This is a genomic window from Microcella alkaliphila, assembly GCF_004216855.1.
Classification (GTDB): domain Bacteria; phylum Actinomycetota; class Actinomycetes; order Actinomycetales; family Microbacteriaceae; genus Microcella; species Microcella alkaliphila.
On the sequence record NZ_SGXT01000014.1, the window covers coordinates 76,659 to 101,885 of the forward strand.

At 68.2% G+C, this 25,227-nt stretch carries 23 protein-coding genes, 1 tRNA gene and 1 other RNA gene; 10 read left to right on the forward strand and 15 right to left on the reverse strand.

What is annotated here, in order from left to right:
• Positions 1-14 precede the first annotated feature (14 nt).
• Positions 15-111: signal recognition particle sRNA small type (gene ffs / locus EV140_RS06075), an RNA gene on the reverse strand.
• 74 nt (positions 112-185) lie between these two features.
• On the opposite strand from ffs, the gene EV140_RS06080 reads away from it, so the two are divergent.
• Together EV140_RS06080 and EV140_RS06085 are read left to right on the forward strand one after the other, a co-directional pair.
• A tRNA-Ser gene (locus EV140_RS06080) sits at positions 186-273 on the forward strand.
• A gap of 41 nt (positions 274-314) precedes the next feature.
• Complete coding sequence (locus EV140_RS06085; RefSeq protein WP_241971325.1) at positions 315-1,412, forward strand: AI-2E family transporter; 1,098 nt, start codon at positions 315-317, stop codon at positions 1,410-1,412.
• Between the two features lie 102 nt (positions 1,413-1,514).
• On the opposite strand, the gene EV140_RS06090 is transcribed toward EV140_RS06085, so the two are convergent.
• Positions 1,515-2,516 carry an arsenic resistance protein gene (locus EV140_RS06090; protein WP_130282103.1) on the reverse strand — a complete coding sequence of 334 codons (1,002 nt, stop codon included), beginning with the start codon at positions 2,514-2,516 and terminating at the stop codon, positions 1,515-1,517.
• Positions 2,517-2,525: 9 nt separating this feature from the next.
• Positions 2,526-3,941, reverse strand: a complete 1,416-nt coding sequence (locus tag EV140_RS06095) for a sodium/glutamate symporter (RefSeq protein WP_130282105.1) — start codon at positions 3,939-3,941, stop codon at positions 2,526-2,528.
• Positions 3,942-4,108: 167 nt separating this feature from the next.
• On the opposite strand from EV140_RS06095, the gene EV140_RS06100 reads away from it, so the two are divergent.
• The 7 genes from EV140_RS06100 to EV140_RS06130 all read left to right on the forward strand — a co-directional run bounded on the left by EV140_RS06100 (position 4,109) and on the right by EV140_RS06130 (position 11,634).
• Positions 4,109-5,110, forward strand: coding sequence for a MetQ/NlpA family ABC transporter substrate-binding protein (locus tag EV140_RS06100; RefSeq protein WP_130282107.1), 1,002 nt, complete (start codon positions 4,109-4,111; stop codon positions 5,108-5,110).
• Between the two features lie 91 nt (positions 5,111-5,201).
• A complete protein-coding gene (locus tag EV140_RS06105; RefSeq protein ID WP_130282109.1) occupies positions 5,202-6,230 on the forward strand; it encodes a methionine ABC transporter ATP-binding protein in 1,029 nt (342 codons plus the stop codon).
• The gene (locus EV140_RS06110; RefSeq protein ID WP_130282111.1) at positions 6,223-6,888 is read left to right on the forward strand and encodes a methionine ABC transporter permease; all 666 of its coding nucleotides are present in this window, start codon (positions 6,223-6,225) and stop codon (positions 6,886-6,888) included. Before EV140_RS06105 ends, EV140_RS06110 begins: the two co-directional genes overlap by 8 nt.
• Entirely contained in the window at positions 6,885-8,036 is a 1,152-nt protein-coding gene (locus EV140_RS06115) for an acyl-CoA dehydrogenase family protein (RefSeq protein WP_130282113.1), read from the forward strand. The genes EV140_RS06110 and EV140_RS06115 overlap by 4 nt, the downstream gene beginning before the upstream one ends.
• A complete protein-coding gene (locus tag EV140_RS06120) occupies positions 8,033-9,043 on the forward strand; it encodes an aldo/keto reductase (RefSeq protein ID WP_130282115.1) in 1,011 nt (336 codons plus the stop codon). The genes EV140_RS06115 and EV140_RS06120 overlap by 4 nt, the downstream gene beginning before the upstream one ends.
• The gene (locus tag EV140_RS06125; protein WP_130282117.1) at positions 9,040-10,212 is read left to right on the forward strand and encodes an acyl-CoA dehydrogenase family protein; all 1,173 of its coding nucleotides are present in this window, start codon (positions 9,040-9,042) and stop codon (positions 10,210-10,212) included. Before EV140_RS06120 ends, EV140_RS06125 begins: the two co-directional genes overlap by 4 nt.
• Positions 10,213-10,263: 51 nt before the next feature.
• Positions 10,264-11,634: an NtaA/DmoA family FMN-dependent monooxygenase gene (locus EV140_RS06130; RefSeq protein ID WP_130282119.1), complete on the forward strand. Its 1,371-nt coding sequence runs from the start codon at positions 10,264-10,266 to the stop codon at positions 11,632-11,634.
• Positions 11,635-11,650: 16 nt separating this feature from the next.
• On the opposite strand, the gene EV140_RS06135 is transcribed toward EV140_RS06130, so the two are convergent.
• The 12 genes from EV140_RS06135 to EV140_RS06190 form a co-directional block, all read right to left on the reverse strand.
• The gene (locus EV140_RS06135) at positions 11,651-12,016 is read right to left on the reverse strand and encodes a winged helix-turn-helix domain-containing protein (RefSeq protein WP_157985617.1); all 366 of its coding nucleotides are present in this window, start codon (positions 12,014-12,016) and stop codon (positions 11,651-11,653) included.
• Between the two features lie 13 nt (positions 12,017-12,029).
• Positions 12,030-12,665, reverse strand: coding sequence for an FMN reductase (gene msuE, locus EV140_RS06140; protein WP_096423077.1), 636 nt, complete (start codon positions 12,663-12,665; stop codon positions 12,030-12,032).
• 85 nt (positions 12,666-12,750) lie between these two features.
• Positions 12,751-13,848, reverse strand: coding sequence for a glycerate kinase (locus tag EV140_RS06145; RefSeq protein WP_130282123.1), 1,098 nt, complete (start codon positions 13,846-13,848; stop codon positions 12,751-12,753).
• A 166-nt stretch (positions 13,849-14,014) separates the two neighbouring features.
• The gene (locus tag EV140_RS06150) at positions 14,015-16,009 is read right to left on the reverse strand and encodes a beta-galactosidase (protein ID WP_130282125.1); all 1,995 of its coding nucleotides are present in this window, start codon (positions 16,007-16,009) and stop codon (positions 14,015-14,017) included.
• Between the two features lie 12 nt (positions 16,010-16,021).
• Complete coding sequence (locus EV140_RS06155) at positions 16,022-16,681, reverse strand: hypothetical protein (RefSeq protein WP_130282127.1); 660 nt, start codon at positions 16,679-16,681, stop codon at positions 16,022-16,024.
• 9 nt (positions 16,682-16,690) lie between these two features.
• Positions 16,691-17,617 carry a carbohydrate ABC transporter permease gene (locus tag EV140_RS06160; RefSeq protein WP_130282129.1) on the reverse strand — a complete coding sequence of 309 codons (927 nt, stop codon included), beginning with the start codon at positions 17,615-17,617 and terminating at the stop codon, positions 16,691-16,693.
• Positions 17,614-18,504 (reverse strand): carbohydrate ABC transporter permease, encoded by an 891-nt coding sequence (locus tag EV140_RS06165; RefSeq protein WP_130282131.1) that lies wholly within the window; start codon positions 18,502-18,504, stop codon positions 17,614-17,616. Before EV140_RS06165 ends, EV140_RS06160 begins: the two co-directional genes overlap by 4 nt.
• 172 nt (positions 18,505-18,676) lie before the next feature.
• Positions 18,677-19,984, reverse strand: a complete 1,308-nt coding sequence (locus EV140_RS06170) for an ABC transporter substrate-binding protein (protein WP_130282133.1) — start codon at positions 19,982-19,984, stop codon at positions 18,677-18,679.
• A 309-nt stretch (positions 19,985-20,293) separates the two neighbouring features.
• Positions 20,294-21,226, reverse strand: a complete 933-nt coding sequence (locus EV140_RS06175) for a glycoside hydrolase family protein (protein WP_130282135.1) — start codon at positions 21,224-21,226, stop codon at positions 20,294-20,296.
• Positions 21,223-21,942: a cupin domain-containing protein gene (locus EV140_RS06180; protein WP_130282137.1), complete on the reverse strand. Its 720-nt coding sequence runs from the start codon at positions 21,940-21,942 to the stop codon at positions 21,223-21,225. The genes EV140_RS06175 and EV140_RS06180 overlap by 4 nt, the downstream gene beginning before the upstream one ends.
• Positions 21,939-22,883, reverse strand: coding sequence for a DUF6807 domain-containing protein (locus EV140_RS06185; protein WP_130282139.1), 945 nt, complete (start codon positions 22,881-22,883; stop codon positions 21,939-21,941). Before EV140_RS06185 ends, EV140_RS06180 begins: the two co-directional genes overlap by 4 nt.
• Positions 22,880-24,025 (reverse strand): Gfo/Idh/MocA family protein, encoded by a 1,146-nt coding sequence (locus EV140_RS06190; RefSeq protein WP_241971326.1) that lies wholly within the window; start codon positions 24,023-24,025, stop codon positions 22,880-22,882. The genes EV140_RS06185 and EV140_RS06190 overlap by 4 nt, the downstream gene beginning before the upstream one ends.
• A gap of 96 nt (positions 24,026-24,121) precedes the next feature.
• Between EV140_RS06190 and EV140_RS06195 the strand changes: the two genes are divergently transcribed.
• Positions 24,122-25,165: a LacI family DNA-binding transcriptional regulator gene (locus tag EV140_RS06195; RefSeq protein WP_130282141.1), complete on the forward strand. Its 1,044-nt coding sequence runs from the start codon at positions 24,122-24,124 to the stop codon at positions 25,163-25,165.
• Positions 25,166-25,227: the final 62 nt, after the last annotated feature.

Below are 25,227 nucleotides of genomic sequence, written 5' to 3' on the forward strand. Positions count from 1 at the left end.
GGGTGCCCGCGCACAAAAAGGACCCCCCGCGCACCCGCCAGAGCCCGGTTACCCTTGCTGCGTTTCCGCCCTGGGGGAGTTGGCCTGGATGGCGCCACGCGAGGAGCCGCCCCCCACTTTACCGGTAGTATCGCCGGGTCGGGTTCGCGCGCTCATTCCGAGTGTGATGTGCGGGCGCGGCACCTGGAGGATTCGCCTAGTGGCCTATGGCGCACGCTTGGAAAGCGTGTTGGGTGCAAGCCCTCAGGGGTTCGAATCCCCTATCCTCCGCCAAAGCCTCGTGAAACGGCAGCGCGCACGACAGAATGATGCTCGTGAGCGATGACCGAGCATCCGCATTGAACGATCCGCGTCCGAAATGGATGACCGGAATTCTGTCCAGCGGACCGTTCCGGTTCGGCTTCGTCACCACCCTCGGCGTGCTGCTCGCCCTGCTGCTCGGCGCCGCCGTCGTCTCGCTCAGCTACGCGATCACGCTGATCTTCCTCGCCATCTTCATCAGCCTCGGGCTTTACCCGGTGGTGACCCGGCTGCAGAACCGCGGGGTGTCGAAGACGGGCGCGATCCTCATCGTGCTCGCCGGGTTCATCGGCATCGTCGTCACCATGGTGCTGCTCATCACCCCCATCGTGATCGAGCAGGCCACCGAGCTGATCACCACGGTGCCGCAGTACCTGACCGACATCGAGAACCAGGCGTGGTTCGTGAACCTCGACACCGACTTCGGCGGGGCGCTGACCACGCTGCTCGCACTCGTGACCGACGCGGTCGCCGACCCGAACACGTGGCTCGTCGTCGGTGGAGGCGCGCTCGCCATCGGGGCGTCGATCGTCAACGGGGTGTTCGGCATCATCTTCGTCGTCGTCATGACCCTCTACTTCGTGGCCTCGCTCGACCAGATGAAGGGCGCCCTGTACGAACTAGTGCCGGCCTCGCAGCGCCGCGGCTTCCGCGAGCTGGCGGAGGAAATCTTCGACTCGATCGGCAAGTACCTCATCGGGCAGATCGTGCTCGCCGTGTTGAACGCGACGTTCTCGTTCATTCTGCTGACGATTCTCGGCGTGCGGTACGCGGTCGTCTTGGCGTTCCTCGCACTGTTCATCACGCTGATCCCGATCATCGGGCCCGTCATCAGCACGACCCTGATGACCGTGGTCGTGTTGTTCGAGTCGCCGGTCAGCGCGCTCATCGTCGCCGTCGTGATGATTGTCTACATGCAGGTCGAGTCGTACGTGCTGACGCCGCGCATCATCGGCAAGGCGATCAGCATTCCGTCGGCGCTCGTCCTGATCGCCGCATTCATCGGCGCCACGCTCTTGGGGCTGCTCGGCGCGCTGGTCGCGGCGCCGCTCGTCGCGTCGATCCTGCTGATCCTCAAGAAGGTGATCGTGCCGCGGCAGAACCTGCGGTGAGAAGGGGATCGCTCGTGAGGAGGGCGCCTGGTGAGGCGCTACCCGCGCCACGGCCGCGGGAAGTGCGCATCCTTTGCCGCGACTGCTTCGGTGTAGGAATTCCTACAGCGGAGTAGTCGATGGTGGGGCGGGCAGGAATCTCGGCAGCACGCGCACCAACACGGCGACACCGGCGAGCTCGACCAAGGTCTGCGTCACTACCACGACCGCGACCACTCCGCCGCCCTCGGGCACGGCGAGCGCGATCGGCAACACGACGAACGAGTTGCGGGTCGCGAGGCTCATTACGAGCGTGCGGCCGACGGTGTGCGGCAGCCGCGCCACGCGCGCCGCGGCCACCCCCAGCACCTCCGCCGCGAGCAGATAAAGGAGGAACACTCCGACGAGCAGGGGCAGCACCGGGGCCGCATCGAGCACCGCGGGCACCTCCGACGCCGCGACCAGCAGCAGCACGACCGCGAGCAGGGGCACCGGCAAGCGGGCAGTCGTCGCAACCGATCTCGCGTTGCGCCGCGCCAGAAGATGTTGCACCACTGCCGCCAGCACAAGCGGAAGCAACAGAACCAAGACCACCGTGACAACGACCTGCTCGACGTCGAGAAGCGCGCCCACATCGGCTCCGCCCGCACCACCCGCGATCAGCCACACGTACACCGGCAGCAGCCCCAACTGCACGATCAGCGACACCGGGGCGAACGCCACCGCTCGCGCCGTATCGCCGCCCGCCAGCTGCGTGAACGTGAGAAACCAGTCCGTGCACGGCACGACCAGCACCAGCACTATGCCGAGCACCACCAGGGCGCCGTCCACCCCGGCCACCTCGGCGGGCACGAGCAGCACCAGTCCCGCCACGAGCAGCGGAACCAGCACGAAATTCGCGACGAACGCTGTCAGCAGAAATCGCGCATCCCGAAACGCGACCGGGATGCTCGCGAGCGGCACCAGCAGAAACGTTACGAACAACAACACGGCGAGCGCCGGCGAAACCGCCACCCCCAGCGCCGCACCCGCGGCGGGGGCGAGGCTACCGACGGCGAGGCCTGCCGCGATCGCCGCCAGGTAGACGAGGGCCTGCGGGCGCTCGAGCCGGCCCACGCCTGTCATGGGCTGAGCCTACGCGCGGGCTGCCGCCTGCGGCGACGCCGCCCGGTCGAGCGCCCGGCGCCGCCACATGCCACACGCGAGGAACCCGACCGCGAGGCCAAGCGATACGAGGCCGAAGGTCAGCGACCCCCACGCGATGATGAGCGGCACCGAGAACGCCGTGATGAGGCCTCCACCGAGGAAGGGCTCGTAGCCGAGCTGCTTGTAGCCGTAGGCGTTGGCAGCGTTCGTGCGACGCTGGGGGTCGACCATGTCGGCCAGCACGAACCCCGTGGCGACGTTGCCCTGCGACTGCCCGAAATCGGCGATCGCGTGCTCGAACCAGTCGCGGCCGTGAATGCGCGGACCGAAGACGATCAGGGCGATGACGCTCCAGGCGACGGCGAGGATCGTGAACACGACCAGCACCGGCACGTTCGCTCCGAGGGTCGCGAGGCCCATGGTGCCGATCGCGGTCGCGATGAGAACGTCGAGGCTGATCGCCGAAATGCCATTGACGCTGCGCTTCTCAATGAAGTGGTCTTGCTTGATCGCGGTCGCGGCAAGCTGCACGAGGTAGCCACCGATCACCGCGAACGGGAAGAGCGGGAAACTGTCAAACACGTCCGACCCGAACAGGTTCGCAACGAAGCGGAATGCCTCCAACAGGCCGATCGCGGCGGCGATGGCGAGCGCGATACACATGAGGGCGACCGTCACCGGGCCCATGCCACGGTTGTCGGGCTCTGCGTCGCGCTCACTCGGGTCGACGCCCGCGTTGTTCAGGTCGTGCGCCTCTTTACCCGTCAACGGGGTCGTGCGGGCGAGCTGAATTCTCGGGTTCTTCACCGCCCAGCGCACGAGCAGCGAGCCGCCGACGATGCCCGTCACCATCGAGATGGTCGCAAGGCCCAGCCCCAGGTCGATAAGCTCGCTCGCGCCAGCCTCTGCGAGCAGCGGACCCATGCCCGCGATCGTGCCGTGGCCGCCCGCGAACGACAACTCGATGATTGATCCGGCGAGGTCGGTCACGCCGAAGAAGGGTGTCAAGATGAGCGCGACCGCAAGCGCCCCGAGCGCGAACTGGCCGAAAGACAGCGCGCTACCGAAGATCACGTGCGGCGCCGAGGCTCTCCAGATCTGCGCGGGCTTCGGCAGCTTCTTGCCGAGCATCACCGCCGCGAACACGACGTTGATCAAGAGCCCGGGCAGCGTTGCCCAGATCGCCAGCACCTCGCCCGGGATCGCTCCGTCAGTGTCCGTCCACACCCCGAGCAGCTGCGGCCCGATCAGCAGAATCACGAAGCCCGCGATCACCGACGTCGGGATGAACAGGGACGCGAACAGCGGAACGTAGCGTCTGACGACGGTCGCCAGCAACAGCACGATGCCGAGCACCACGATCGAGAAGCCGGCCCACTGCGCGTCGCTCAGGTCGAAGCTCATGGCCTCTAGTCAATCAAACCTTCATGTTGCCCTCCGTGACGTTCAGTCACCGCACGCTACGGCCCATGAACCGCCGTTTCCACCCGTGACATCGCCGCTTGGGGAATCGATTCCGGCCTGCCATAACTGACGGACACAGCCACCGCTTCACCCCGAAAGGAACCATCATGTCCACCCCAGACACACCACAGCAGAGCGACCTCAGAGCGACGCTCGACGAGCGCTCAGCTGGCCGTCGCCGATTCGGCTTCATTGCCGGCGGACTTGCCGCGGCAGGACTCCTCGCCGCGGGAGTCGTGTTCGCGGCGTCGGCCCTCGGTGGAAACACCGCCGGAGCCGGCGAAGCAGCAACGCCCGCTGACGCGCCCAGCGAGCCCCTCTCGGTGCGCATCGCCACGAGCCAAGACTCCGACTTCCAGACGGCGATCGCGCAGGTCGCCCGCGAGAAGGGTCTGATCGTCGAGTGGGTGAACCTCTCGGACTGGGTGCTGCCCAACACCGAGCTGGCGGCCGGCTCGGTTGACGCGAACGCCTTCCAACACATTCTGTACCTCAGCAACTTCAACGTGCAGAACGAGGAAAACCTCACGCCGGTCTTCTCGACCGTCATCACACAGTGGGGAATCTTCTCGGCCACGCTCGACAGCCTCGACGAGCTGGAAGCCGGGGCACGCATCGCGATTCCCGACGACCCGTCGAACGGCGGTCGTGCCCTGTTCATCCTCGAGGCCGCCGGTCTTCTTGAAATCGCCGATGACTCGGGAGAGTTCCCGACGCTCGACGACGTCACGAGCAACCCGCTGAACCTCGAGCTCGTGGCCATTCAGGCGACGACGATCCCGCAGCAGTTTGACGACCCGAGCCTGTCGGCCGTCGTCGTCGGAACCGCGTACTTCGACCCGTCGCAGAACATCACGAGCGACGACGCGCTCTACCTCGACAACTCGCTCGACGAGGCGAACTTGCCGTACATCAACGTGATCGCCACGCGTGACGAGAACAAGGATGACCCGGCCTGGGAGATCCTCCGCGACGCGTACGCCGATCCGCGGGTCGCCGAGGCGCTACAGATCGAGAGTGCCGGGGCAACGACGCTCGTCCAGGTGTCCACAGAAACCCTGCGCTCGAAGCTCGCGGACCTCGAAGAGCTCGCCCGCGCGAACCTGTAACGGCAGGATCCGCGTACCGATGACGAGCATCCTCATCCGTGGCCGGGAGACCTCAGGTCTCCCGGCCACGGCCACCGTGAAGGCGCCTCCCGTGACCACAGCAATCGAATTCCGCGACGTGTCGAAAACCTTCGTGACCCGTCGTACGTCGTTCTCCGCACTGACGAATGTGTCGCTGAGCATTCCCCGCGGCGACATCTTCGGAATCGTGGGCTACTCGGGAGCCGGCAAGTCCACCCTTCTGCGCACCGTCAACGCCCTCGAACGTCCCACCTCGGGAAGCGTGTTCGTGAACGGCCACGAGATCTCTGCCCTGCGCGGCCGCGCGCTCTACCAGGCCCGCCAGCGCATCGGAATGATCTTCCAGCAGTTCAACCTCCTACAGTCCCGCACCGTCTTCGCGAACATCGCGTACCCGCTCGCGCTCGCCGGCGTCGCCAAACCCGAGGTCGTCGACCGCGTGGAGGAACTGCTCGAGTTCGTCGGTCTCTCGGACAAAGCTTTCGCCTATCCGTCGCGCCTGTCTGGCGGCCAGAAGCAGCGGGTCGGAATCGCCCGCGCACTGGCAAATCGGCCGGACGTTCTCATCTCCGATGAAGCGACGAGCGCTCTCGACCCCGACACCACCGCGGAGGTGCTCGAGCTCTTGAAGCGAACGAACGCCGAATACGGCATCACCATCGCGCTCGTCACCCACGAGATCGACGTCGTGCGGTCCATCGCCGACCGCGTCGCCGTCATGGAACGCGGTGAAGTTGTGGAGCATGGAACGGCGTATCGCGTCTTCTCCCGGCCCGAGCATCCGACGACGCGCCGGTTCGTCTCGTCCGTGCTTCAACACGTGCCGAGTGACGAAACCCTCGACCGGATACGCCGCACCCACTCCGGCCGTCTCGTGCAGATTGCCATTGACAACCCCGACGCGAGCGACCCCTACCTCTCACGCATCTCACGCGAGCACGGCGTCGACGCAACTGTTGTGTTCGGCGGAGTCAGTGAGATCGCGGCGAAACTGTTCGGAAGCCTGATCGTCGAGCTTTCGGGCGACGACCGTGCCGTGGATGCAGCGATTCGGGACCTCGCGCGCACGGTGTCCGTGACGGAGGTGCCGCATGGATGAGGCCTACTTCACCGCACTTATCCCCCGCATCTGGCAGGCGCTCGCCGAGACCGGGTTGATGGTCAGTGTGTCCTTCCTGCTGGCTGGAATCCTCGGCGTCGGGCTGGGCCTGCTCCTCTACGCGTCGAGGCCTGGCAACCTGCTGGAGAATCGGGTCGTGTTCGGCGTCCTGAATGCCGTCATCAACATCATCCGACCGGTGCCGTTCCTGATCGTGGCGGTGTCGATCATCCCGTTCACCCGACTCATCGTGGGAACAAGCATCGGGCCGCTCGCAGCGACCGTGCCGCTCGTTCTCGTCGCCAGTGTGGCGATCGCGCGCATCTCGGAGTCGAATCTCGTTGCGGTCGATCCGGGCGCGGTCGAAGCGGGGGCGGCCATGGGTGCAAGCCCCGCGCGGGTGCTCTTCACCATCGTCATTCCCGAGGCGCTTGGCCCACTCGTGCTCGGGCTGACCTATATCTTCGTCGCGCTCGTCGATGCGACCGCCGTTGCGGGCGTCGTTGGAGGCGGCGGTCTGGGACACCTCGCCATCACCTACGGCTATCAGCGTTTCGACTGGTTCGTCGTCGGGGTCATCGTGCTCATCCTGATCGTGCTCGTGCAGTCGGCGCAGTTGCTCGGAAATTGGATCTCGCGCCGGGTGATGCACGCATGACCAGCACCACGACCACCGACCTGGCGGCGACACTCGCGGCACTGCGCGACGGACAGGCCGAACGCGAACGCGAACGCCGCCTTCTCCACCACGAAGTTCGGGCGCTCGCCGATGCAGGGTTCGGCAGTCTCCGTGTACCCACCGAGTTCGGCGGCGCGGGGTCCAGCCTTCGCCAGGTGATCGCGCACCAGATCGACATCGCTCGTGCCGACGCTAGCCTCGGGCACCTGTGGCGGGGGCACATCGCCTTCGTCGAGAAGCTTCGGTATCGCGGCGTCGACGCCGCCCGCTGGTACCCGCGCCTCGTCGCGGGTGATGTGATCGGCAACGCCCAGTCCGAGCGCCATGACACGGCACGGCTCGATACGGTGCTCACCCGACAGGGCTCGACCCTCACCCTGACGGGAACGAAGTACTACACGACGGGGAGCATCTACGCCGACTGGATTCACCTTGCGGCTCTCGACGGTGATGAACGCGTCGCGGTGACCGTCGCCACAGCCCAAGACGGCGTCGAGTCTGTCGACGACTGGGACGGTTTCGGTCAGTTGTTGACAGGCAGCGGGACGACCCGCTTCGCCAACGCCGACGTTGACCACGCCGAGGTGAATCGGGAAGACGACGACGCGGCACTCTGGCCGCTTCTCGGCAGCGTGTTTCAGCTCTCACTGCTGGCGACGATCGCGGGGATCGCTCAACGCGCGCACGATGACCTCGTCGCGTACGTCGTGCCCCGTCGCCGAACCTTCGGCTTCGCCGGCGAGACCCTCCCGCGGGAAGACCCACTCGTGCAGCACGTGGTGGGTGAGGTGAGCGGCGCCGCCAGCGCCGCGCGGCGCCTCGTGCTGTCGGCCGTCGGTGACCTCGACGAGATCATCGATGCGGGATACGACCGTGACGGGCTCCAAGAGCTGCAGTGGGACGTCTACCGTCTGCAACGCGTCGTTCCCGACATTGTCTTGGATGCGACAACGCGGCTCTTCGAAGTGGGCGGGGCCTCCGCGGTCAGCGTGCGGCACGCCCTCGACCGGCACTGGCGAAACGTGCGCACCATCGCGTCGCACAATCCGGTGGCGCAGCGAACCCGGGCAATCGGGCAGTGGGAACTGACGGGCACCCGCCCCGACTGGAAGACACCCGGCCGATGAGCACAGTGCCCATGGTCGCCCTCGGCGATGGCCTCATCACCTCCGCGCTCGGATTCGGATGTATGTCGCTGTCGGGCACCTACGGCCCGGCAGACGACGAGGAATCGGAACACGTTCTCGACGCGGCGATCGATGCGGGCGTGCGCCTCATCGACACGGCGGATGTGTACGGAGCCGGCCACAACGAATTGCTCGTCGGGCGCACCGTGCGCAGGCGCCACCACGAGGTCGAGCTGGCGACGAAGTTCGGTTTCGCGCCGCCCGGCTCCGTCGACGAGCGACGATTCATCGGAGACCCGGAGTACGTCGCCACTGCGGCGCGCGCGAGCCTCGGGCGACTCGGCGTCGATCACATCGACCTGTACTACTACCACCGGCTTGACCCCACGGTGCCGATTGAGGACACGATCGGCGCCATGGCCGAGCTAGTGCGACAGGGGCTCGTGCGACACCTTGGGGTTAGTGAGGTCACGGGCGAAGAGCTGCGCCGAGCGCACACCGTGCATCCCATCGCCGCCGTACAGAGCGAGTGGTCGCTGATCAGCCGAGATGTCGAGGCACAGGTGATCCCCACCGCCCGAGAGCTCGGCGTCGGCTTCGTCGCCTACGCACCGCTCGGTCGCGGACTCCTCGCGAACGCTGACGTCGACATTCCTGACGATGACCTACGACGAGCATTCCCGCGCTTCGATGACGACGCGCTACCCACCAACCAGGGCCTCGCGCGAACGGTGGCCGAGCTTGCCGCGCGACTGTCGGTCACTCCGAGTCAACTCGCACTGGCCTGGGTGCGCGAGCGCGCGCGAGAGCTCGCGATTCCCGTCACGCCGATCCCGGGCACGCGCCGAAGCCGCCGGCTGCGAGAGAATCTGGACAGCCTCACGGTCGCGATTCCGCCCACCGTGCGCGCGAGCCTCGACGCCCTGGCGGAGCGATCGCTGGGCGATCGCGCGCGCGATGCCTCGGCCATTTCGCAGGGCCGCGAGCGGGTCGGCGGTCACCCATGAGCGTCGTATCACCCGCTCTGCGCGACGTGTTCGATGCGATCGGACGAGACGCCGCGCGCCGGGATCGGGATCGCATCCTGCCCTTCGCGGAGGTCGACGCGCTGCGCGACGCCGGCTTCACACGCCTCACCCTGCCGAGAGAGTACGGCGGTCGCGGAGCGAGCAGAAGTGAGCTGTTCGAGACACTCGCCGAGCTGGCGCGCAGCGACTCGAATCTCGCACAGCTGTTCCGTTCCCACTTTTCGTTTATCGACCGCACCCTGCTGATGCCCGACGGCGCGACCAAGACCGAGCGACTTCGTCTCGTCGCCGACGGGGCGATCCACGGCAATGCCACCTTCGACCGTGGCGGGCCGGATGCCGAGAAGACGACGCTTAGCGATACCGCGGCTGGCCCGCGACTGTCGGGGCGCAAGTTCTACAGCACGGGCACACTCTTCGCCGATCTCGTTTCGGTGCTGGCCGAACGTGACGGGCAGCCGGTGAGCGTGCTCGTGCCGACCACGCGATCGGGCGTCGAGCGTGTCGACGACTGGAACGGCTTCGGTCAACGCGTGACGGGCAGCGGAACGACTGTGTTCACCGACGTGGTCGTCGAGCCAGAGCGGGTCAGCGGGGTGAGGGAGGCGCCCACCGACGGGCCGGCGTTCGTTCAACTCGTTCTTCTCGCAACGCTGGTCGGAATCGGGCGAGCCGTCGTTGACGACGCCGTTGCCTACGTCACCGCTCGCACCCGCACCTACAGTCACGCGAGCGCCCCGCGCGCCGCCGACGATCCGCTCGTGCAGGAGGTGATCGGCGAGCTATCGGCGCTCGCCTACCGCGCGGACGCGGCGCTCACCCTCGCGGCGAGCGTCCTCGAGACGAGCGCATCATCGTTGTCGAGTGACTCAGGCGAGGCCGACCGCGACGCGGCCATCTGCGCCTCTGAGACGCATGTCACGAAGGCGCAACTCGTGATCGTCCCCGCGGTTCTCGATGCTGCAAGCCGCCTGTTCGAGGTGGGAGGGGCATCCGCCCTCGATCGTGACCGTGGCCTCGATCGACACTGGCGGAACGCGCGCACACTCGCCTCCCACAATCCCGCACGCTACAAGGCGCGCGCTCTCGGCGCTCACCTCCTCACCGGATCCGATCTGGTCGGATGGTGGACGAGCGGCGATGCGTAGCCGCGGCTCGTCGACGAAGGCCCTACCCGACACCCTCACCGGAAAGCAGTCATGACCGAACGCAAGAAGCTCATCCTCAACCTCTTCGAGATGAATACGGTGAGCCACATCACCCACGGGCTGTGGGCACTGCCGGGCAACAATCGCGAACGGTACGCCGACATTGGGTATTGGACTGAATTGGCTGAGCTTCTGGAAGACGGCGGGTTCGACGGTGTGTTCCTAGCCGACGTGATCGGCGCGTACGACGTTTTCGGCGGCGACTTCAGTGCGGCGGCAGAGGAGGGCCTCCAGCTGCCGTCAAACGACCCTCTTCTCGTCGTACCGGTGATGGCCGCGGCGACTCGCCACCTCGGGTTCGGGGTCACCTTCGCCACGACCTACGAGCCCCCGTTCCCCTTTGCCCGCCGGATGTCGACTCTCGACCACCTCACGAATGGGCGAATCGGGTGGAACATCGTCACCTCATACCTGCCTAACGCGGCTCGCAACTTCGGCCTTCGCGACGAGATTCCGCACGACGAGCGGTACGCGATCGCCCACGAATTCCTCGACGTCGTCTACAAGCTCTGGGAGGGTTCGTGGGACGACGACGCGATCGTCGCCGACCGCGATACCGGCGTATTCGCCGACCCCACGAAGGTTCGCTACATCAACCACGAGGGGCCGCGCCACAGCGTCGCCGGGCCGCACCTCGCTGCACCGTCCCGACAGCGCACTCCTGTTCTCTATCAGGCGACCGGATCGCCCGCCGGCGTCGCGTTTGCGGGAAAGCATGCCGAGGTGGTCTTCACTGGCGGCCGCACCGCCGATGACTTCCGACGCACGGCTGGCGCCATTCGCGAGGCCGCGCACACTGAAGGACGGGGCGAGGACGCCGTTCGATTCCTCGTTCAGGCGGGCGTCGTCGTTGGCCGGACGGAAGAAGAGGCGTCGGACAAATGGCGGCTCTACCAGGAACGGACGAGTGTGCGAGGCATACTGGCGCACGCGAGTTCGCCGATCGACCTCACCGCCTACCCACGCGAGTGGACGGTGGAGCGTGCCGCGGCAGCCGCGGGTGTGCCGTCGACCACCATCCCGTACGCGAACCCGAAGAGCACGGTCGGCGAGGCGCTCGACGCCCTCCGCGGTGGCCGCGAAGGGCGCTTCTTTGTGGCAGGAACGCCGTCCGTCGTCGCGGACGAGATCGAGCGCTGGCTCGATGAGGACGGCGTCGACGGAATCAACCTCCGGCAGTACCACTCCTTCGATACGGCGCGAGATTTCGCCGAGCTCGTGGTGCCCGAACTGAGAAAGCGTGGGCGGATCCTCGAGCGACCCGCTGAGCCGCGCAGCCTTCGCGACGTGTTGTTCGGCGCTGGGGACCGCATTCCCGAGGCGCATACTGCCGCGCGGTACCGAGGCGGTGCGAACCTCTGACATTCGCGTGTCGCCGTTAGGCCGGACGCGTCGTCACCTCGAGCGAAGGGTGAGAGACGAGAACAAAGCCGGCGCCACGAACAGAACGGATGGCATCGCCCCCGGGCCCGAGCTTCTCGCGAATGCGGCGAATCACCATGTCGAGGGCACGGGCACCGGAAGGCGGATCATCACCCCAAATTGTGGTGGTCAGTTCTGACCGTCGGACGACCCGACCAGGCTCCGCGGCGAGCAAAGCCAGCGCTTCGACCTCACGAACCGACAACGGGATCACCGTGTGGCCCCGCACGACGGCGTGTCGACTGAGATCGAGTCGAACGGGCGTCGGCGGCTCGACCGCCGACAACGTGATCGTGGCCGCTGAGTCGAAGCCCTCGCGCACGCGGGGTTGCGTACTACGCCCAGGCGGGCCGAGAGACATCGCGGGAAACCTCGAGTCCGAGTTGCGAGCGCAAGAGGGGCGTTGCTCGGCGGACGGCCATCTCGATGCGTTCATCGAGTTCGTGTGAGCTGACCCGATAGTCGGTGAAGTCGGCCTCGCTCGCGTAGATGCCCAGGGGAAGAGTGAGCGCCTGAAAGAACCCGAATAGCGGGCGCATCTGGTGTTCGACGAGCAGAGCGTGACGTTCGCTTCCTCCCGTGGCGGTGAGGACGACCGGCGTGTCCACGAGCGCGTACTGAGCGACGTGATCAAAGAAAAGCTTGAACAAGCCGGTAAAAGTAGCGCGGTAGGCCGGTGAGCCGACGATGAGAATGTCGGCTGCCTCAACGGTGTCTAGGGCAGCCCGAGCATTTACTCCGAGTCCGTCGCGGTATGGGTGCTCGCCGAGCTCTCCGAGTAGTGGACCAAGCGCGATGACCTCAACCTCACCGCCGACGGTGTCGGCCAAGACCCTCGCCACGTGGTCGACCAGCGCTGTCGTGCGCGACGGGCTGGTCGGGCTGCCGCTCACGCCAACGATGCGAGGGGCTCGGGCCGCGGCGGGGTTGGCGGTGGACGCGATCACGGTGTGCGGTGAGCTGATAGTCATGAGACCAGTTTTTGGGGACTCCGCTCGCTACCGCCACCGGGCCTGTCACACCGCGACCAGATACGACACGTCGTGACACGAGCCGTTACCGAGCGTCATGCGGCGTGACACTCTGAGCGAGCTGGGCGCCGGCCGCGTGCAGCCAGCGGGCCGGGTCGGCCATCGCCGCCTGCGCGGCGCCGGCCAGGTCGGTCAGCGACACCGCGGCGGCGAAGCCGCGCGGCTCGGCCGCGATCGCCCCCGCGACGAGGGCGCGGGGCGTGCCGACCGTGTCGGCGCGGCGCGCCACCTCGTGGGCGACCTTGCCCGCCGCCGTCTGGCCGTCGAAGCGGCCCTCGCCCGTGATGACCAGGTCGGCGCCGGCGAGCGCCGCACCGAGCCCGATCGCATCGGCGACGGCAACGGCACCCGACTGCAGGGATGCGCCCCAGGCGACCAGGGCGAACCCGGTGCCGCCGGCGGCCCCCGCACCCGGCGTGGCCGGGTCGGCGCCGAGCAGCCCGGCAAATCGTGCGAGCGCCGCGTCGACCCACGACACGTCGACGGGGGCGAGCCCCTTCTGCGGGCCGAACACCGCAGCCGCGCCGCGCTCGCCCGTGAGCGGCGAGTCGACGTCGGTCAGCGCGACGACCCCGCCAGGTGGCAGCGCCCGCAGCTCAGAGGGGTCAACGCCCTCGATGAGAGAAACGTCGGCGGGGCCGCGGGGGTGACCGCCTTCGACGGGTGCGAAGCGGGCGCCGAGCGCGGCGAGCATCCCGGCGCCGCCGTCGGTGGACGCGCTTCCGCCGATCGCGACCAGCATGCGCGTGACGCCGTGGTCGAGCGCGGCGGCGATCGCCTCGCCAACGCCGAGCGTGTGGGCGGTGCGCGGCGCGAGCTCGTCGAGCAGGGTGATGCCCGACGTAAGCGCGAGCTCGACGACGCCCGTGCCGTCGGGCAGCAGCAACCAGTGCGTGTCGACGGGCCGGTCGTCGGGGCCGGTGACCGTCACGGGCACGCGCCTCGCCCCGGGCGTTGCGGCCGCGATCGCGTCGAGGGTGCCCTCACCGCCGTCCGCCATCGGCGCCGCGACCACGGTGTCGTCGGCGCGCACGCTGCGCCAGCCGGCGGCGAGCGCCGCGGCCACGTCCGCCGCGTCGATCGTGCCCTTGAACGAGTCGGGCGCGATGACGATGCGGGTCATCGCGTCACCACCTCCGCCCGCCGCGCCCCCGTCGACCCGCCCCTACGAGCGTGCGGCGGCGCCGCGCAGTGGTGAGTTGCGCGTTGTGGCGGTGTCGCGGCGACTGAGGCAACCACAACACGCAACTCACGCCCGGCCAGCGCGCGGCGGGGTGGCGCAGCAGGCCTCACCGCGCGGGGTGGCGCAGCAGCTGCACGCCGAAGCCGGGCAGCTCGACGGCACCCACCGGCTCGTCGGTGAGAAAGTCGCGGCCGGGCAGCTCGACGGCGACCCCGATCGACGACTGGTTGATCACCGTCACAAGGTCGCCGCGGCGCATCACCTCGACATAGTCGGGCAGGCCCGCAACGACGGGATGCACGCCCGCCTCCGCGAGGACGTGGTCGACGACCGCGCGCACTCCCGCCTCGTCGGGCACGGTCGCGAGGTAGCGCGCGACCCCGGCACCGTGCTGCCGCGCCGTGAGCGCCGGCCCTCCGGCGACATGCCCGTCGGTGAAGTGTGCCTCGACGGTCGCGTCGTGCACGCGCAGCTCTTCGGCGAAATAGTGGCCGGCGCCGGCGAGAGTCAGCGCGTCGACCCCGGCAAAGCGGGCCTCGCGCGCGCCCGGCTCGCCCTCGGCGGCCCCGGGATCGACGAGGGCATTGAACTCGAGCACCTCAGCGCCGAGCATGTCGCGCCACTGAGTGGTGAACCCGCCGGGGCGGAAGCGGTCGTGCTCATCGACCACGTCGGTGAAGGGGCCCGTGAGCAGGTGGCCTCCGCGCTCGACCCAGCCGGCGAGGTGGGTCGCATCGTCGTCGCGCAACAGGTACAGCAGCGGGGCGATCGCGAGCGCGTGATGGTCGCGCACGCCCGACGGCGGCACGACGTCGACCTGCACGTGGCGACGGTGCAGGGCCGCGTGCGACCGGTGCAGCACCGGCAGGTACTCGAGGGCGACCGGGTGGTCGGGGGCCTCGAGCGCCCACCAGTTCTCCCAGTCCATGACGAGCGCGACCCGTGCATCCGTGGGGCCGGCCGACAGCGCAGGAAGCTGCGCGAACGCCTCGCCGAGGGCGGTGACCTCTCGCCAGACCCGCGTGTCGGTGCCGGCCTGCGGCAGCATCGCCGCGTGAAACTTCTCGGCGCCGGCGCGAGACTGACGCCACTGGAAGAACATCACGCCGTCGGCCCCGCGGCCGACGCACTGCCAGCTGAGGGCGGCCATCTGACCGGGCTGCTTCGGGGCGTTTGACGGGCGCCAGTTGACCGCGTTCGTGGCCTGCTCCATGAGGATCCACGGCACATCGGGCTTCAGCGAGCGCACGAGATCACGCTGGAAGGCGGCGTCGCGGAAGCTGTCGGGGTCGTTCGGGTCGGGGTAGCTGTCGTCGCTGATGACGTCGAGGTGCGGTGCCCACTGTGCGTAGTTGGCGGGCTTGAACGGGCCCATGAAGTTCGTCGTGATCGGCTGGGTGGCGCCGGCGGCGCGAATGATGTCGCGCTCCATCAGGTAGCACTCAAGCCACATGTCGCTCGTGAAGCGCTGGTAGTCGAGCAGCTGACCGGGGTTGTGGCTATACGGCGCCTTCTTCGGCGGCATGACCTCGTCGAACGAGGCGTAGGCCTGCGCCCAGAACATCGTTCCCCACGCAGCGTTCAGCGCGTCGATGTCGTCGTAGCGCCCGCGCAGCCAGCGTCGAAACGCGTCACGCGCGGCGTCGGAGTAGTCGACCGGCAGGTGGCAGCCGTACTCGTTATTGACGTGCCACAGTTCGATCGCCGGATGCTCGGCGTAACGTTCTGCGAGGCGTCGGACGAGTTCGCCTGCCAGTCGCCGGTAGTCGGGCGAGGAGGGCGCGTAGTGCTGTCGGCTGCCGTGCCAGTACGGCGCGCCGTCCTCGTCGGCGGCCAGCAGCCCCGGGTACGCGAGACCCGCCCACGGCGGGGGTGACGCTGTCGCGGTCGCGAGGTCGACGCGGATACCGGCGTCGTGCAGCAGGCCGATGACGCGATCGAGCCACTCGAAATCGAACACACCCTCGGCAGGCTGGATGCGCGCCCACGAGAAGATGCCGACGCTCACCATCGTCACGCCCGCCTCGCGCATGCGCGCGACGTCCTCGGGCCAGATCTCTTCTGGCCACTGCTCGGGGTTGTAGTCGGCTCCGTAGTGCACGAGGGGCGCCTTTCAGCGTCGGCGCGGCCGCTCGGGGGCGGCCACGGTGGCGAACACGACGCATCCCAGCGCCGGAATGACGAGCGGCAGCAGCTGCCACGTGACGATCGCCGCGAAGGCCGCAATCACGAGCAGGTACACGGCCCCGACCGGGTCTCCGCGGACGTCAGCCGGCACCGCGCGAAGGGCGCCGCGCCAGCCGATCTCGGGGGTCCACGCGCGAGCCGCGCTGAGCATCCCGATGGCGAGGGCCGCGAAGCCGGCCCAGCCGACCGCCTCGATGAGGAAGCCGCCGGGCAGGAAGCCCGAGCGAGCCAGGTCGATGTCGATCAGCAGGACGACGACGATGACGCTCGCACCGAGCGCGAGGAGGGCGCTGCCGCCGAGCCCCGCCCACACGTCACGCCAGAATGACGCCAGCCCCGATTCGCGCGCGGCAAGAAAGCGACGCATGTGGCGGATGCTCGCGGCGAGCGCCGCCGGAAAGGTCACGACGGGCAGCGCGAGCAGCGTCACGAGAATGCCCATCAGCATGACCTCGCCGAACAGCGCGAACCCCTGAGACGCCCCCGGCCAGGCGGGCGGTTGCCAGCCCTCGCGGGCCGGACCGCTGCCCGAGCGTTCGGCGCGTTCTGCGCGGCGGCGGCGCGCTGCGTCGTCGCGGGAAACCATGCCGGGACGCTACCCCTTGAGGCCCTGTGTTGCGACACCGTCGACCAGGAAGCGCTGGAAGACGATGAAGAACAGCAGGATCGGCACGAGCGCGAGGAACGAGACGGCCACCGTGGCGCCGTAGTCGGAGGTGCTCGTGGTGTCGTTGTAGAGCCGCAGCGCGACGGGCAGCGGATACTTCTCGGGCGAGTTCACGTACAGCAGCGGGCCCAGGAAGTCATTCCATGTCCAGATGAACGAGAAGATCGCGCTCGTGATCAAGGCCGGCTTGATGAGCGGCAGGATGATCGACACGAAGGTGCGCGCGTGGCCGGCACCGTCGATGCGAGCGGCCTCATCCATTTCGCGAGGAATGCCGCGGATGAACTGCACGATCAGGAAGACGAAGAACGCCTCGGTCGCGAGGAACTTGCCGATGAGAAGAGGCACGTAGGTGTCGATGAGGTCGAGCCGCTGGAAGATGATGTACTGCGGAATGATGATGACGTGGAACGGCAAGAGCAGCGTTCCGATCATCGCGGCGAAGAAGACTCCGACGAACTTGAAGCGGATGCGGGCGAACGCGTACGCCGCGAGCGCCGATGAGAACAGCGTGCCGATGACAGCCATGACCGCGATGAAGATCGAGTTCGCGAAGAACCGCCACAGCGGCACGCCCGCGATGCCGTCAACGACCTTGATGTAGTTGTCGATCGTGGGATTGTTCGGAATCAGGCCCGGGTTCTGGCCAAACTCGCTCGACGGCTTGAACGTCGACACGAACAACCAGACGAGCGGGTACAGGATGATCGCGGTCAGGACGACGAGCACGACGCCCCAGATGATGCGCACGATGCGTCGGCGCAGGCGGTGGTTGCCGCGCTCGATGTTCAAGTTCGGCCCGGTAGCGGTGCGCAGCGAGGTCGTGTCGAGCGGCTCGCGCATGACGGCGGTCATCGGTTGTCGTCTCCTGCGTAGTGCACCCACTTCTTCTGCGAGCGGAAGAGGATGAAGGCGATGATGGCGACGACGACGAGCAGAACCCACGCCATCGCGGAGGCGTACCCGAGCTGCAGGTCGCGGAACGCGCGCTGGTAGAGGTACAGCGTGTAGAAGTTCGTCTGACCGGCGGGGCCGCCCGAGCCGTTCGAGATGATGAACGCCGAGGCGAACACCTGGAAGGCGTTGATGGTCTCGAGCAGCAGGTTGAAGAAGATGACCGGCGAGAGCATCGGCAACGTGACGCTGCGGAACTTGCGCCAGGGGCCGGCGCCGTCGACCTCGGCAGCCTCATAGAGCTCGCGCGGCACCTGCTTGAGGCCGGCGAGGAAGATCACCATCGGGGCGCCGAACTGCCACACCGCCAAGAGAATCATCATGGGTAGCACGAGGGCGACGTTGCCGACCCAGCCGCCGATGTTGATGCCGAGGAACGAGAGCCCCGAGTCAACGGGGCCATCGGTCATGAACATGGCCCGCCAGACGATCGCGACGGAGACACTGGCGCCGATGAGCGACGGAGCGTAGAACGACGAGCGGAAGAAGCCGGTCGCCCACGTTGTGTAGTTGAGCAGCATGGCGATGCCCAGCGCGGCCATGAGCTTGATGGGGACGCCGACGAAGACGTAGATCGCGGTGACCTGCACCGACTGCAGGTAGACCGAGTCTTGCGTGAAGAGGCGAATGTAGTTGTCGAATCCGATCCACTGTGGGTCGGAGAAGATGTTGTAACGCGTGAACGAGAGGTACAACGAGTACGCCATCGGCCCGATGGTGAGGGCGAAGAAGCCGATTAGCCAGGGTGCGAGGAAGGCGTAGCCGGCTCGGTTTTCCCGGGCCGCCATGCGGTGGCGTTTGCGAGGCCCACCGGGGCCGCCCGCCCGGCTTTTCGCCGAGCGGGCGGCGGACGACGCGAGACCTGCAGCGTGCGACGTTTCGGTCGCCTGCGGAATCGTTGAAGTCACGATCTCTCCGTTGCGTGTATCGAGTCGAACCGGTGGATGACGACGAGTCGTCTTAGTTGTTGAGGATGACGTTCATCTCGGTGAAGAACCGCTCGACCGCCTGCTCAGGCGTGATGGTTCCGAGCCCGAGCTCTGCGCCGATCTGGCGGAACGTCTCTTCGATCGAACCGTAGCCGACGATCGGCACCGGGGGCGCGTCGCCGAGGCGGTCGGCGATCGACGCCTCGTAGTCGCGGATTTGTGCGTCGAGCTCACCGAGGTTGGCGCCCGCAAGCTGCGTCTGCGAGGCGGGCAGTCCACGGTTGGTGCCGAAGATCGACCCCACCTCAGGGCTGTTGACGAGGAAGTTCACGAGCAGCGCGGCCGCCTCGGGGTGGTCGGTGCCCGCCGAGATGGTGTGCAGCATCGAGGGCTTCAGGTAGAGGTCGCGCGCGCCCTCGACGTGGACGGGCGGTTCGACCAGACCCAACGAGGTGTAAGGCTCGCCGAGGTTGCCGAGGTACCCGGCGCCGAAGTTGTCCCATGTGAGCTCGGTGAGCGTGAGGGCCGCGTCGAAGCCCGAAACCGGGGCGATTTCTTCCAGGCGCTGGCCGGGGATTGCGCCCCCGTTGCGAATGGCCTCGCCCTGCTGCCAGAACTCGAGGAGGCGAGCCTCGTCGAAGCCGGGCTGACCGTCTTCGGTGAAGAGGTTGCCGCCTTCTGCGCGCAGCTGAATCTCGAAGTTCTGGATACGGCCCGTCCAGTCGGTGCCGCCCCAGTGGCCGTCGAGCTGGCCCGAGACCTCGTTGATCCAGTCGTTGTAGTCGTCCCAGCTGCCGCCGCCCGGGTACGACTCGACACCCAGCTGCTCGGCAAGGATCGGGTTCGTGTACATGCCCCACGCGTTGGTGGAGGTGGCGATGCCGGTGGTCACGCCACCGACGACACCGATCGACAGGATCTCGTCACTGATGCCCGAGGTGTCGATGATGTCGCCGAGGTAGGGGCCGAGGTCGAGCAGCAGGCCGTTCTCGGAGTATTGCCGCATGTACGAGTAGTCGAACTGCATCACGTCGGGCAGGCCACCGCCGGCGGCCTCGATCTGGCGAGCCTCCCAGAACTCGGGGAAGCCGAGGAAGGTCGAGTTGACCGTGATGTTCGGGTACTCGTCCATGAACGCGTCGAGAGCCTCGTTGTAGAAGCCGGCACGCACATCGTTGCCCCAGAAGGCGAAGTTGAGGGTGACCTCTTCGACCGTCGGGTCGACCGGCTCGCCGGGAGTGGCGCCGTTGTCGCCCGAGGCGCACGCGCCGAGCACGAGCGCCGCGCTCGCAATGATCGCTGCTCCGCCGAAGACGGAGCGCTTGCGGGTGGTGAACATCTTTGTCCTTTCGGAAACGTCGTTGTGTTCCTGGTGCGGGGTTCGCTTTGGGAAAGCGTTTCCCAGAGAGTAGCCGACGGCCTGGGGGCGGTCAAGTGGGAATACGTTTCCCGGCGTGGCGGGCGCCCTCGTGGCAGGTGTCACGCGCAACCATCCGACCCCCCTCGATCGCTATCTCTCCTAGAGAAATCCCTGGTCAAAGCCCTCTCCACTGGCACGCCACGGTCTCGCGGCGAGGCACGAATGAGGGCGAAACCCGCGGGCGGCCGAGCATTCTAACGATTCAATTGCGAGCGTACCCGACGCTGCTCATCGCGGCGCGCGGTGGCACAGCAGGCGGTCGCCAACCACCTCGAGTCGGGCCTCGTGGACGGCGCTGATGCGCGCATCCCGCGCCGCAGCGTCCGCGACCTCCGAGCCGTCCCAGAAGGGGTGAGTGAAGTAGAACAGACGCGCCGAATCACCCTCGACCAGCACCTCGCCGTGCCGCCCGACCGTGCGGTCGAGCGGATGCGCGCCCGGCTCCGCGAGGATCACCGCGCCCTCATCGCCCTGCCGCGTCCACGCCACACCATCGGTCGACCGATAGACGCCCATTCCGCGCCACTCGTCGACGAGCATCCACCACCAGCCGCCGAGAGGGAAGACGCTGGGGCCCTCGTGCGGGCGACCCGGAATCGCGCAGCCGGCGACCCGCCACGACGAACCGTCGACGCTCTCGGCGACCCAGGTCGTCGAGTCATGCACCTCGTCCTTGTACCAGAGGCGCCACAGCCCGTCGGGGCACCGCGCGACGGCGGCGTCGATCACGGCGCGTGATGACAGTACGAGCTCGCCGCCCCCCGTGAGACTGCCGCGGCGAAGGTCATCGGTCGCATAGTCGCGGATGACCCGCTCGTGCCCCTCCCACCGGTCGGGGATCCCCCGGATGACGGAGACGAAGAGGCGCCAGCGCCCCGCCATGCGCACCACGGCGGGGGCCCAGAAGGTCATCTCGGGATCGTCGCCCGCCAGACGCAGCCCCTCGAGCACCCCGTCGTACGCCCACGTCGCGCCGTCGTCAAACGACACGGCACGGCCAACGTGGGAGCCGTGCACCCACGCGACCCCCGGCCCGGGAACCGTGGCGCGGCGCTGCGTATACAGCATGACGAGCGCGCCATCGCGCTCGCGCACGACGACCGGGTCGGTCGGGCCGTCGAACACCGGATCGCGGTAGGGCAGCGGCTGCGCGCGCGTCATCGCTGTGCGTAGCTCTGCAGAACGCCGCACATCCCCAGCCGCTCTGAGGCGAGCGTGTCTCCGACGGTGGGGGCGGCATTGCCGAGTTGGTCGACGACTCCCGATGCGATGGCGGAACGCAGGCGCTCGACGCGGTGAGCTTCGGCCAGCACCCGTTCGTCGAGCAGTTCACGCCATTGCGCGGTGCGCCCCTGGCACAGCCGCGCCGCGGCGCGGTACGTCCGCTCCAAGAGCTCGCCCTGACCCGCTTCCGCCGCCCGGCGCAGCGCGAGAAATCCGTCGACGGCCCGATCGCGGCGTGCGGCGGCGGCCCGCACCGAGTGGGCGTCGCGGGCATCTGTCGAGGGAAGCGCGGACGCGCGGTCGTACGCGTCCGCGTCGTCCAGCACGTCAATGGGAAAGCTGATGACGGCGTCGCCGGCCTCGGGCAGTCCGGCGTTCGCCATGAGCACGAACAGCTCGAGGTCACCATCGGTCACGGCGCGATGCACGGTGCCGGGCGCGAACCACACCACCTTTCCCGGCGAGAGCGCCGTGGAGGCGAAGCCCTCGCGCGTGATCGTCTCGAGGCGCCCCGTGCCCGCCGTCACGAGGTACGCCTCGGTCGACACGAGATGCAGGTGGGGCGTACCACCGCGCACGCCGTCGGCGGCGGCCGGCGAATCGTAGACGCGGAGGCGACTGACAGCGGTGCCCCCCGGGAACGGCACCGTCACGCGGCACCTCCCGCGTCGTCGCGGCGCAGCCGATCGAGAAGGCGCGTCGCCTGATCGGCGAGCTGCGCCGCCCCCTCGGGATGCTCATGACCGTCCGCGATCACGACCGCGTACCAAAAACGCACCGCCCCGCCCGCGGGCAGTTCGAATTCGTCGCTGAAGAAGGGCGCGGGGTTGAGGCACGCGAACTGCTCGGACCGCGCGAACCACTGGGGCGGGTGGCGCGGGTTGTCGCGGTCGTCGACGATCAGAACGGTGGCGGAGGCGTCGACCTCGTCGAATCGACCCGTGAAGCCGAGCCAGGGGTGGCGGCTGCCGCGCACCTCGTCACCACCGTCGCCCGCCGCCGAGCGCACCACACCGTCGGTGAACGAGCGCGGCCCGCGCCAGAACAGGCCGCCGTAGCCGGCGTTCTCGCGCCCCTTCGTCGTCGGCGAGCCGAAGGCGAGTGGGGCGTCTGAGACGTTCGTCATCTCGGTGTCGATGACGAGCATCCAGCAGTCGTCGCCGAGGGCGGCCCGCAGACGGCGCCGCTCGTCGATGACGGGCACACCGGAGGGCGCCGACCAGTGCAGCGATTCGTCGATGTCGATTCCGTCGCGCGACGGCGAGACGGCCGCCGAGTGGAACCCGGCGTGCTCGGCCCGACCGTTGTTGTCGAGCTGCACGTAGCCGCGGCCGTGCACGTAGGTGGGCCCGCCCCAGAAGTTCAGCTCGCCGACGTTCGGCAGCGCCCATGCGATGCCTTTGTGCCAGACATGGTCGTGCGGGCGAAAGAGGGTGACCTCCCGTCCGGCGAGGGTGCGCAACGGATGCAGGTATGGCTTCGGCGACTCGAGGGCCGGTGTCGTGGGCGCGTACACGTAGGTGGCCAGCGGCGCGGGCGCCGCCGAGTGCGTGATCGTCAGCGCTCCGGCGGTGGAGGCGAGGGTAAAGCTCACGGGGTCTCCCACGGAGCGCCGGTTCCGCGCATCGACGTGTAGAACGGGTCGCCGGGGCCGATCTCGCCGGCCGCGACGGTCGCTCCGGTGAAGGCCGACTTGTACGTCGCCGCCGCGAGGTCGAGCAGCTCGCGCGCGTCGGCCATCGTGACCGGCGCGGGCCGACCGGCGTCGAGGGCGTCGAGCACGTCGGCGAATTGCGCCGTGTGGCTGCTCTCGTGGTGCGTGGTGTCGGCGGCCCACCGCTCGGCGAGGTGCGGCGAGTCCGGCGCCGGGGTGAAACGCCACGCGTCACGCGTGTACCCGTAGAGGTGCTCGAGTTCGGCGGTCGCGTGCTCAAAGTCGATGCGCACCCTGCTGGTTTCCCGGGGAGAGATGAGCGAGTTGACCACCGTCGCGACGGCTCCCGACGCGAACGTGACGAGCGCCGCCGACACGTCTTCGGTCTCGGTCGGGCGCGACTGCCGCCGGGCCACCGCCCGCACGTCGCTCCAGGGGCCGAGCAGCCCCAGCAGGGTCGACAGCTGGTGGATACCGTGCCCCATCGTCGGCCCGCCGCCCTCGCTCTGCCAGGTACCGCGCCAGGGCACGGCGAAGTAGTCAGCGTCTCGATACCAGAGGGTTTCGCAGGTGGCGACGAGCGGCCGACCCAGCACACCTTCGGCCATCATCGCCGCGAGCGTGTCGGCGCCCGACCCGAAGCGCTGCTGGAAGACGCCGATCGCGGCCAGCCCGGTCTCCCGCTCGACCGCGATGACCTCGTCGAGCTCGGCGAGGCTGAGTGCCGGCGGCTTCTCGACGATCGGCACCGCGCCGGCCCGTAGCGCCGCGATCATGAGCGGCACGTGCGAGCCGGGGGGCGTGCAGATCTGCACGAAATCGGGGCGCGTCTCCGCGATCATCCGCTCGGCGTCGTCGAAGACGGCGGATGCGCGGTGCCGGTCGGCGAATTCTCGCCCGCGCTCGGCGTCGAGGTCGCACACGGCGACCAGCTCGAATCGCTCGGCATGGGCCGCCACCGCGTCGGCGTGGGCGTGGGCGATCGCGCCAGTGCCGATGATCGTCGTGCGGTATCGCATTCGTTCACTCTCGTCGTTGGGGGTGTCGGCGCTCGCCTGGCGCGCTGGGAAAACGTTATCCAAGACGCTCCGTCAAGGCAAGCCTGGCCCGCCTGCCCGCCACCGGCTGTGTAAAGTCTGCCCCGACGGGAAAACTTTTCCCGAACGAGAGGGCACCCCGTGACCGAGGCGACGCGCACCAGTGCCGCGACACTGCACGATGTCGCGCGCGAGGCAGGGGTGTCGCTCGCCACCGCCTCGCGCTCGATCAACGGCAGTACGCGCAAGGTCAACGAGGAACTGCGCCAGCGCGTCCTGCTGGCCGCCGACAAGCTCGGCTACGTCGCGAACCAGTCGGCGCAGGCCATCGCGAAGGGCAGCGCGTCAACCGTCGCCCTCGTGGTCAGCGACATCGCCGACCCCTACTTCTCAACCATGGCCTCCGGCGTCATTCGCGGTGCCGAAGAGGCACGACTGCTGGTCACGATGGCGATGACCGAGCGCAGCGCCGAGCGCGAACTCGAGCTCGTCCGCGCCCTGCGCGGCGGACGCCCGCGGGTGCTCGTGCTGACCGGCTCACGATTCGCCGGCACCGAACTGGAAGCCTCCCTCGTCAAAGAACTCACCGCCTACGAAGAAACCGGCGGCACGGTCGTCATCGTGTCGCAGCGCTCGCTGCCCTTCGACACGGTACAGATCGACAACCTTGCGGGCGCTCGGGACCTCGCCCGCGCCCTCGTCGACCAGGGATACCGCCGGTTCGCGGCCTTCACCGGCGTCAGCTCGCTGCTGACGTCGAGCGACCGCCTGCAGGGCTTTCGCGACGGGCTCGGCGAGTTCGGGCTCGCGCTCGATGACGACCGCGTCTACCGCACCGACTTCACCCGCGACGGCGGAATCGCCGCCGTCGACGCCATGCTCGACGACGGAATCGATGACATCGACTGCGTCTTCGCCGTCAACGACGTGATGGCGATCGGCGCCCTCTCGCGCCTGCGCGATCGAGGGGTGAGCGTCCCCGACGACATCGCCATCGCGGGTTTTGATGACATCGACACCGCACGCGACGTCACCCCCGCGCTCACGACGGTGCGCCTACCGCTCGCCGACGTCGGAGCAGAAGCGATCCACCTGGCGCTGACCGCCGACCAGCGCACGAGCGTCGCCACCGTCACGATCGGTGGCGACGTCGTCCTGCGCGCCTCCACGCCGCGCCGCGCGTAGCGGCCGACACGCGGTGCACGCCGCCGCGATGCGGGGGCGGCAGCGAACGGGGCGCGACCGTT

Bases quoted from the DNA above. Each gene is read 5' to 3' on its own strand.
- EV140_RS06090 (WP_130282103.1), bottom strand. From the start codon at position 2,516: ATGACAGGCGTGGGCCGGCTCGAGCGCCCGCAGGCCCTCGTCTACCTG.
- EV140_RS06095 (WP_130282105.1), bottom strand. From the start codon at position 3,941: ATGAGCTTCGACCTGAGCGACGCGCAGTGGGCCGGCTTCTCGATCGTG.
- EV140_RS06100 (WP_130282107.1), top strand. From the start codon at position 4,109: ATGTCCACCCCAGACACACCACAGCAGAGCGACCTCAGAGCGACGCTC.
- EV140_RS06110 (WP_130282111.1), top strand. From the start codon at position 6,223: ATGGATGAGGCCTACTTCACCGCACTTATCCCCCGCATCTGGCAGGCG.
- EV140_RS06115 (WP_130282113.1), top strand. From the start codon at position 6,885: ATGACCAGCACCACGACCACCGACCTGGCGGCGACACTCGCGGCACTG.
- EV140_RS06120 (WP_130282115.1), top strand. From the start codon at position 8,033: ATGAGCACAGTGCCCATGGTCGCCCTCGGCGATGGCCTCATCACCTCC.
- EV140_RS06125 (WP_130282117.1), top strand. From the start codon at position 9,040: ATGAGCGTCGTATCACCCGCTCTGCGCGACGTGTTCGATGCGATCGGA.
- EV140_RS06130 (WP_130282119.1), top strand. From the start codon at position 10,264: ATGACCGAACGCAAGAAGCTCATCCTCAACCTCTTCGAGATGAATACG.
- msuE (WP_096423077.1), bottom strand. From the start codon at position 12,665: ATGACTATCAGCTCACCGCACACCGTGATCGCGTCCACCGCCAACCCC.
- EV140_RS06145 (WP_130282123.1), bottom strand. From the start codon at position 13,848: ATGACCCGCATCGTCATCGCGCCCGACTCGTTCAAGGGCACGATCGAC.
- EV140_RS06155 (WP_130282127.1), bottom strand. From the start codon at position 16,681: ATGGTTTCCCGCGACGACGCAGCGCGCCGCCGCCGCGCAGAACGCGCC.
- EV140_RS06160 (WP_130282129.1), bottom strand. From the start codon at position 17,617: ATGACCGCCGTCATGCGCGAGCCGCTCGACACGACCTCGCTGCGCACC.
- EV140_RS06165 (WP_130282131.1), bottom strand. From the start codon at position 18,504: ATGGCGGCCCGGGAAAACCGAGCCGGCTACGCCTTCCTCGCACCCTGG.
- EV140_RS06170 (WP_130282133.1), bottom strand. From the start codon at position 19,984: ATGTTCACCACCCGCAAGCGCTCCGTCTTCGGCGGAGCAGCGATCATT.
- EV140_RS06175 (WP_130282135.1), bottom strand. From the start codon at position 21,226: ATGACGCGCGCGCAGCCGCTGCCCTACCGCGATCCGGTGTTCGACGGC.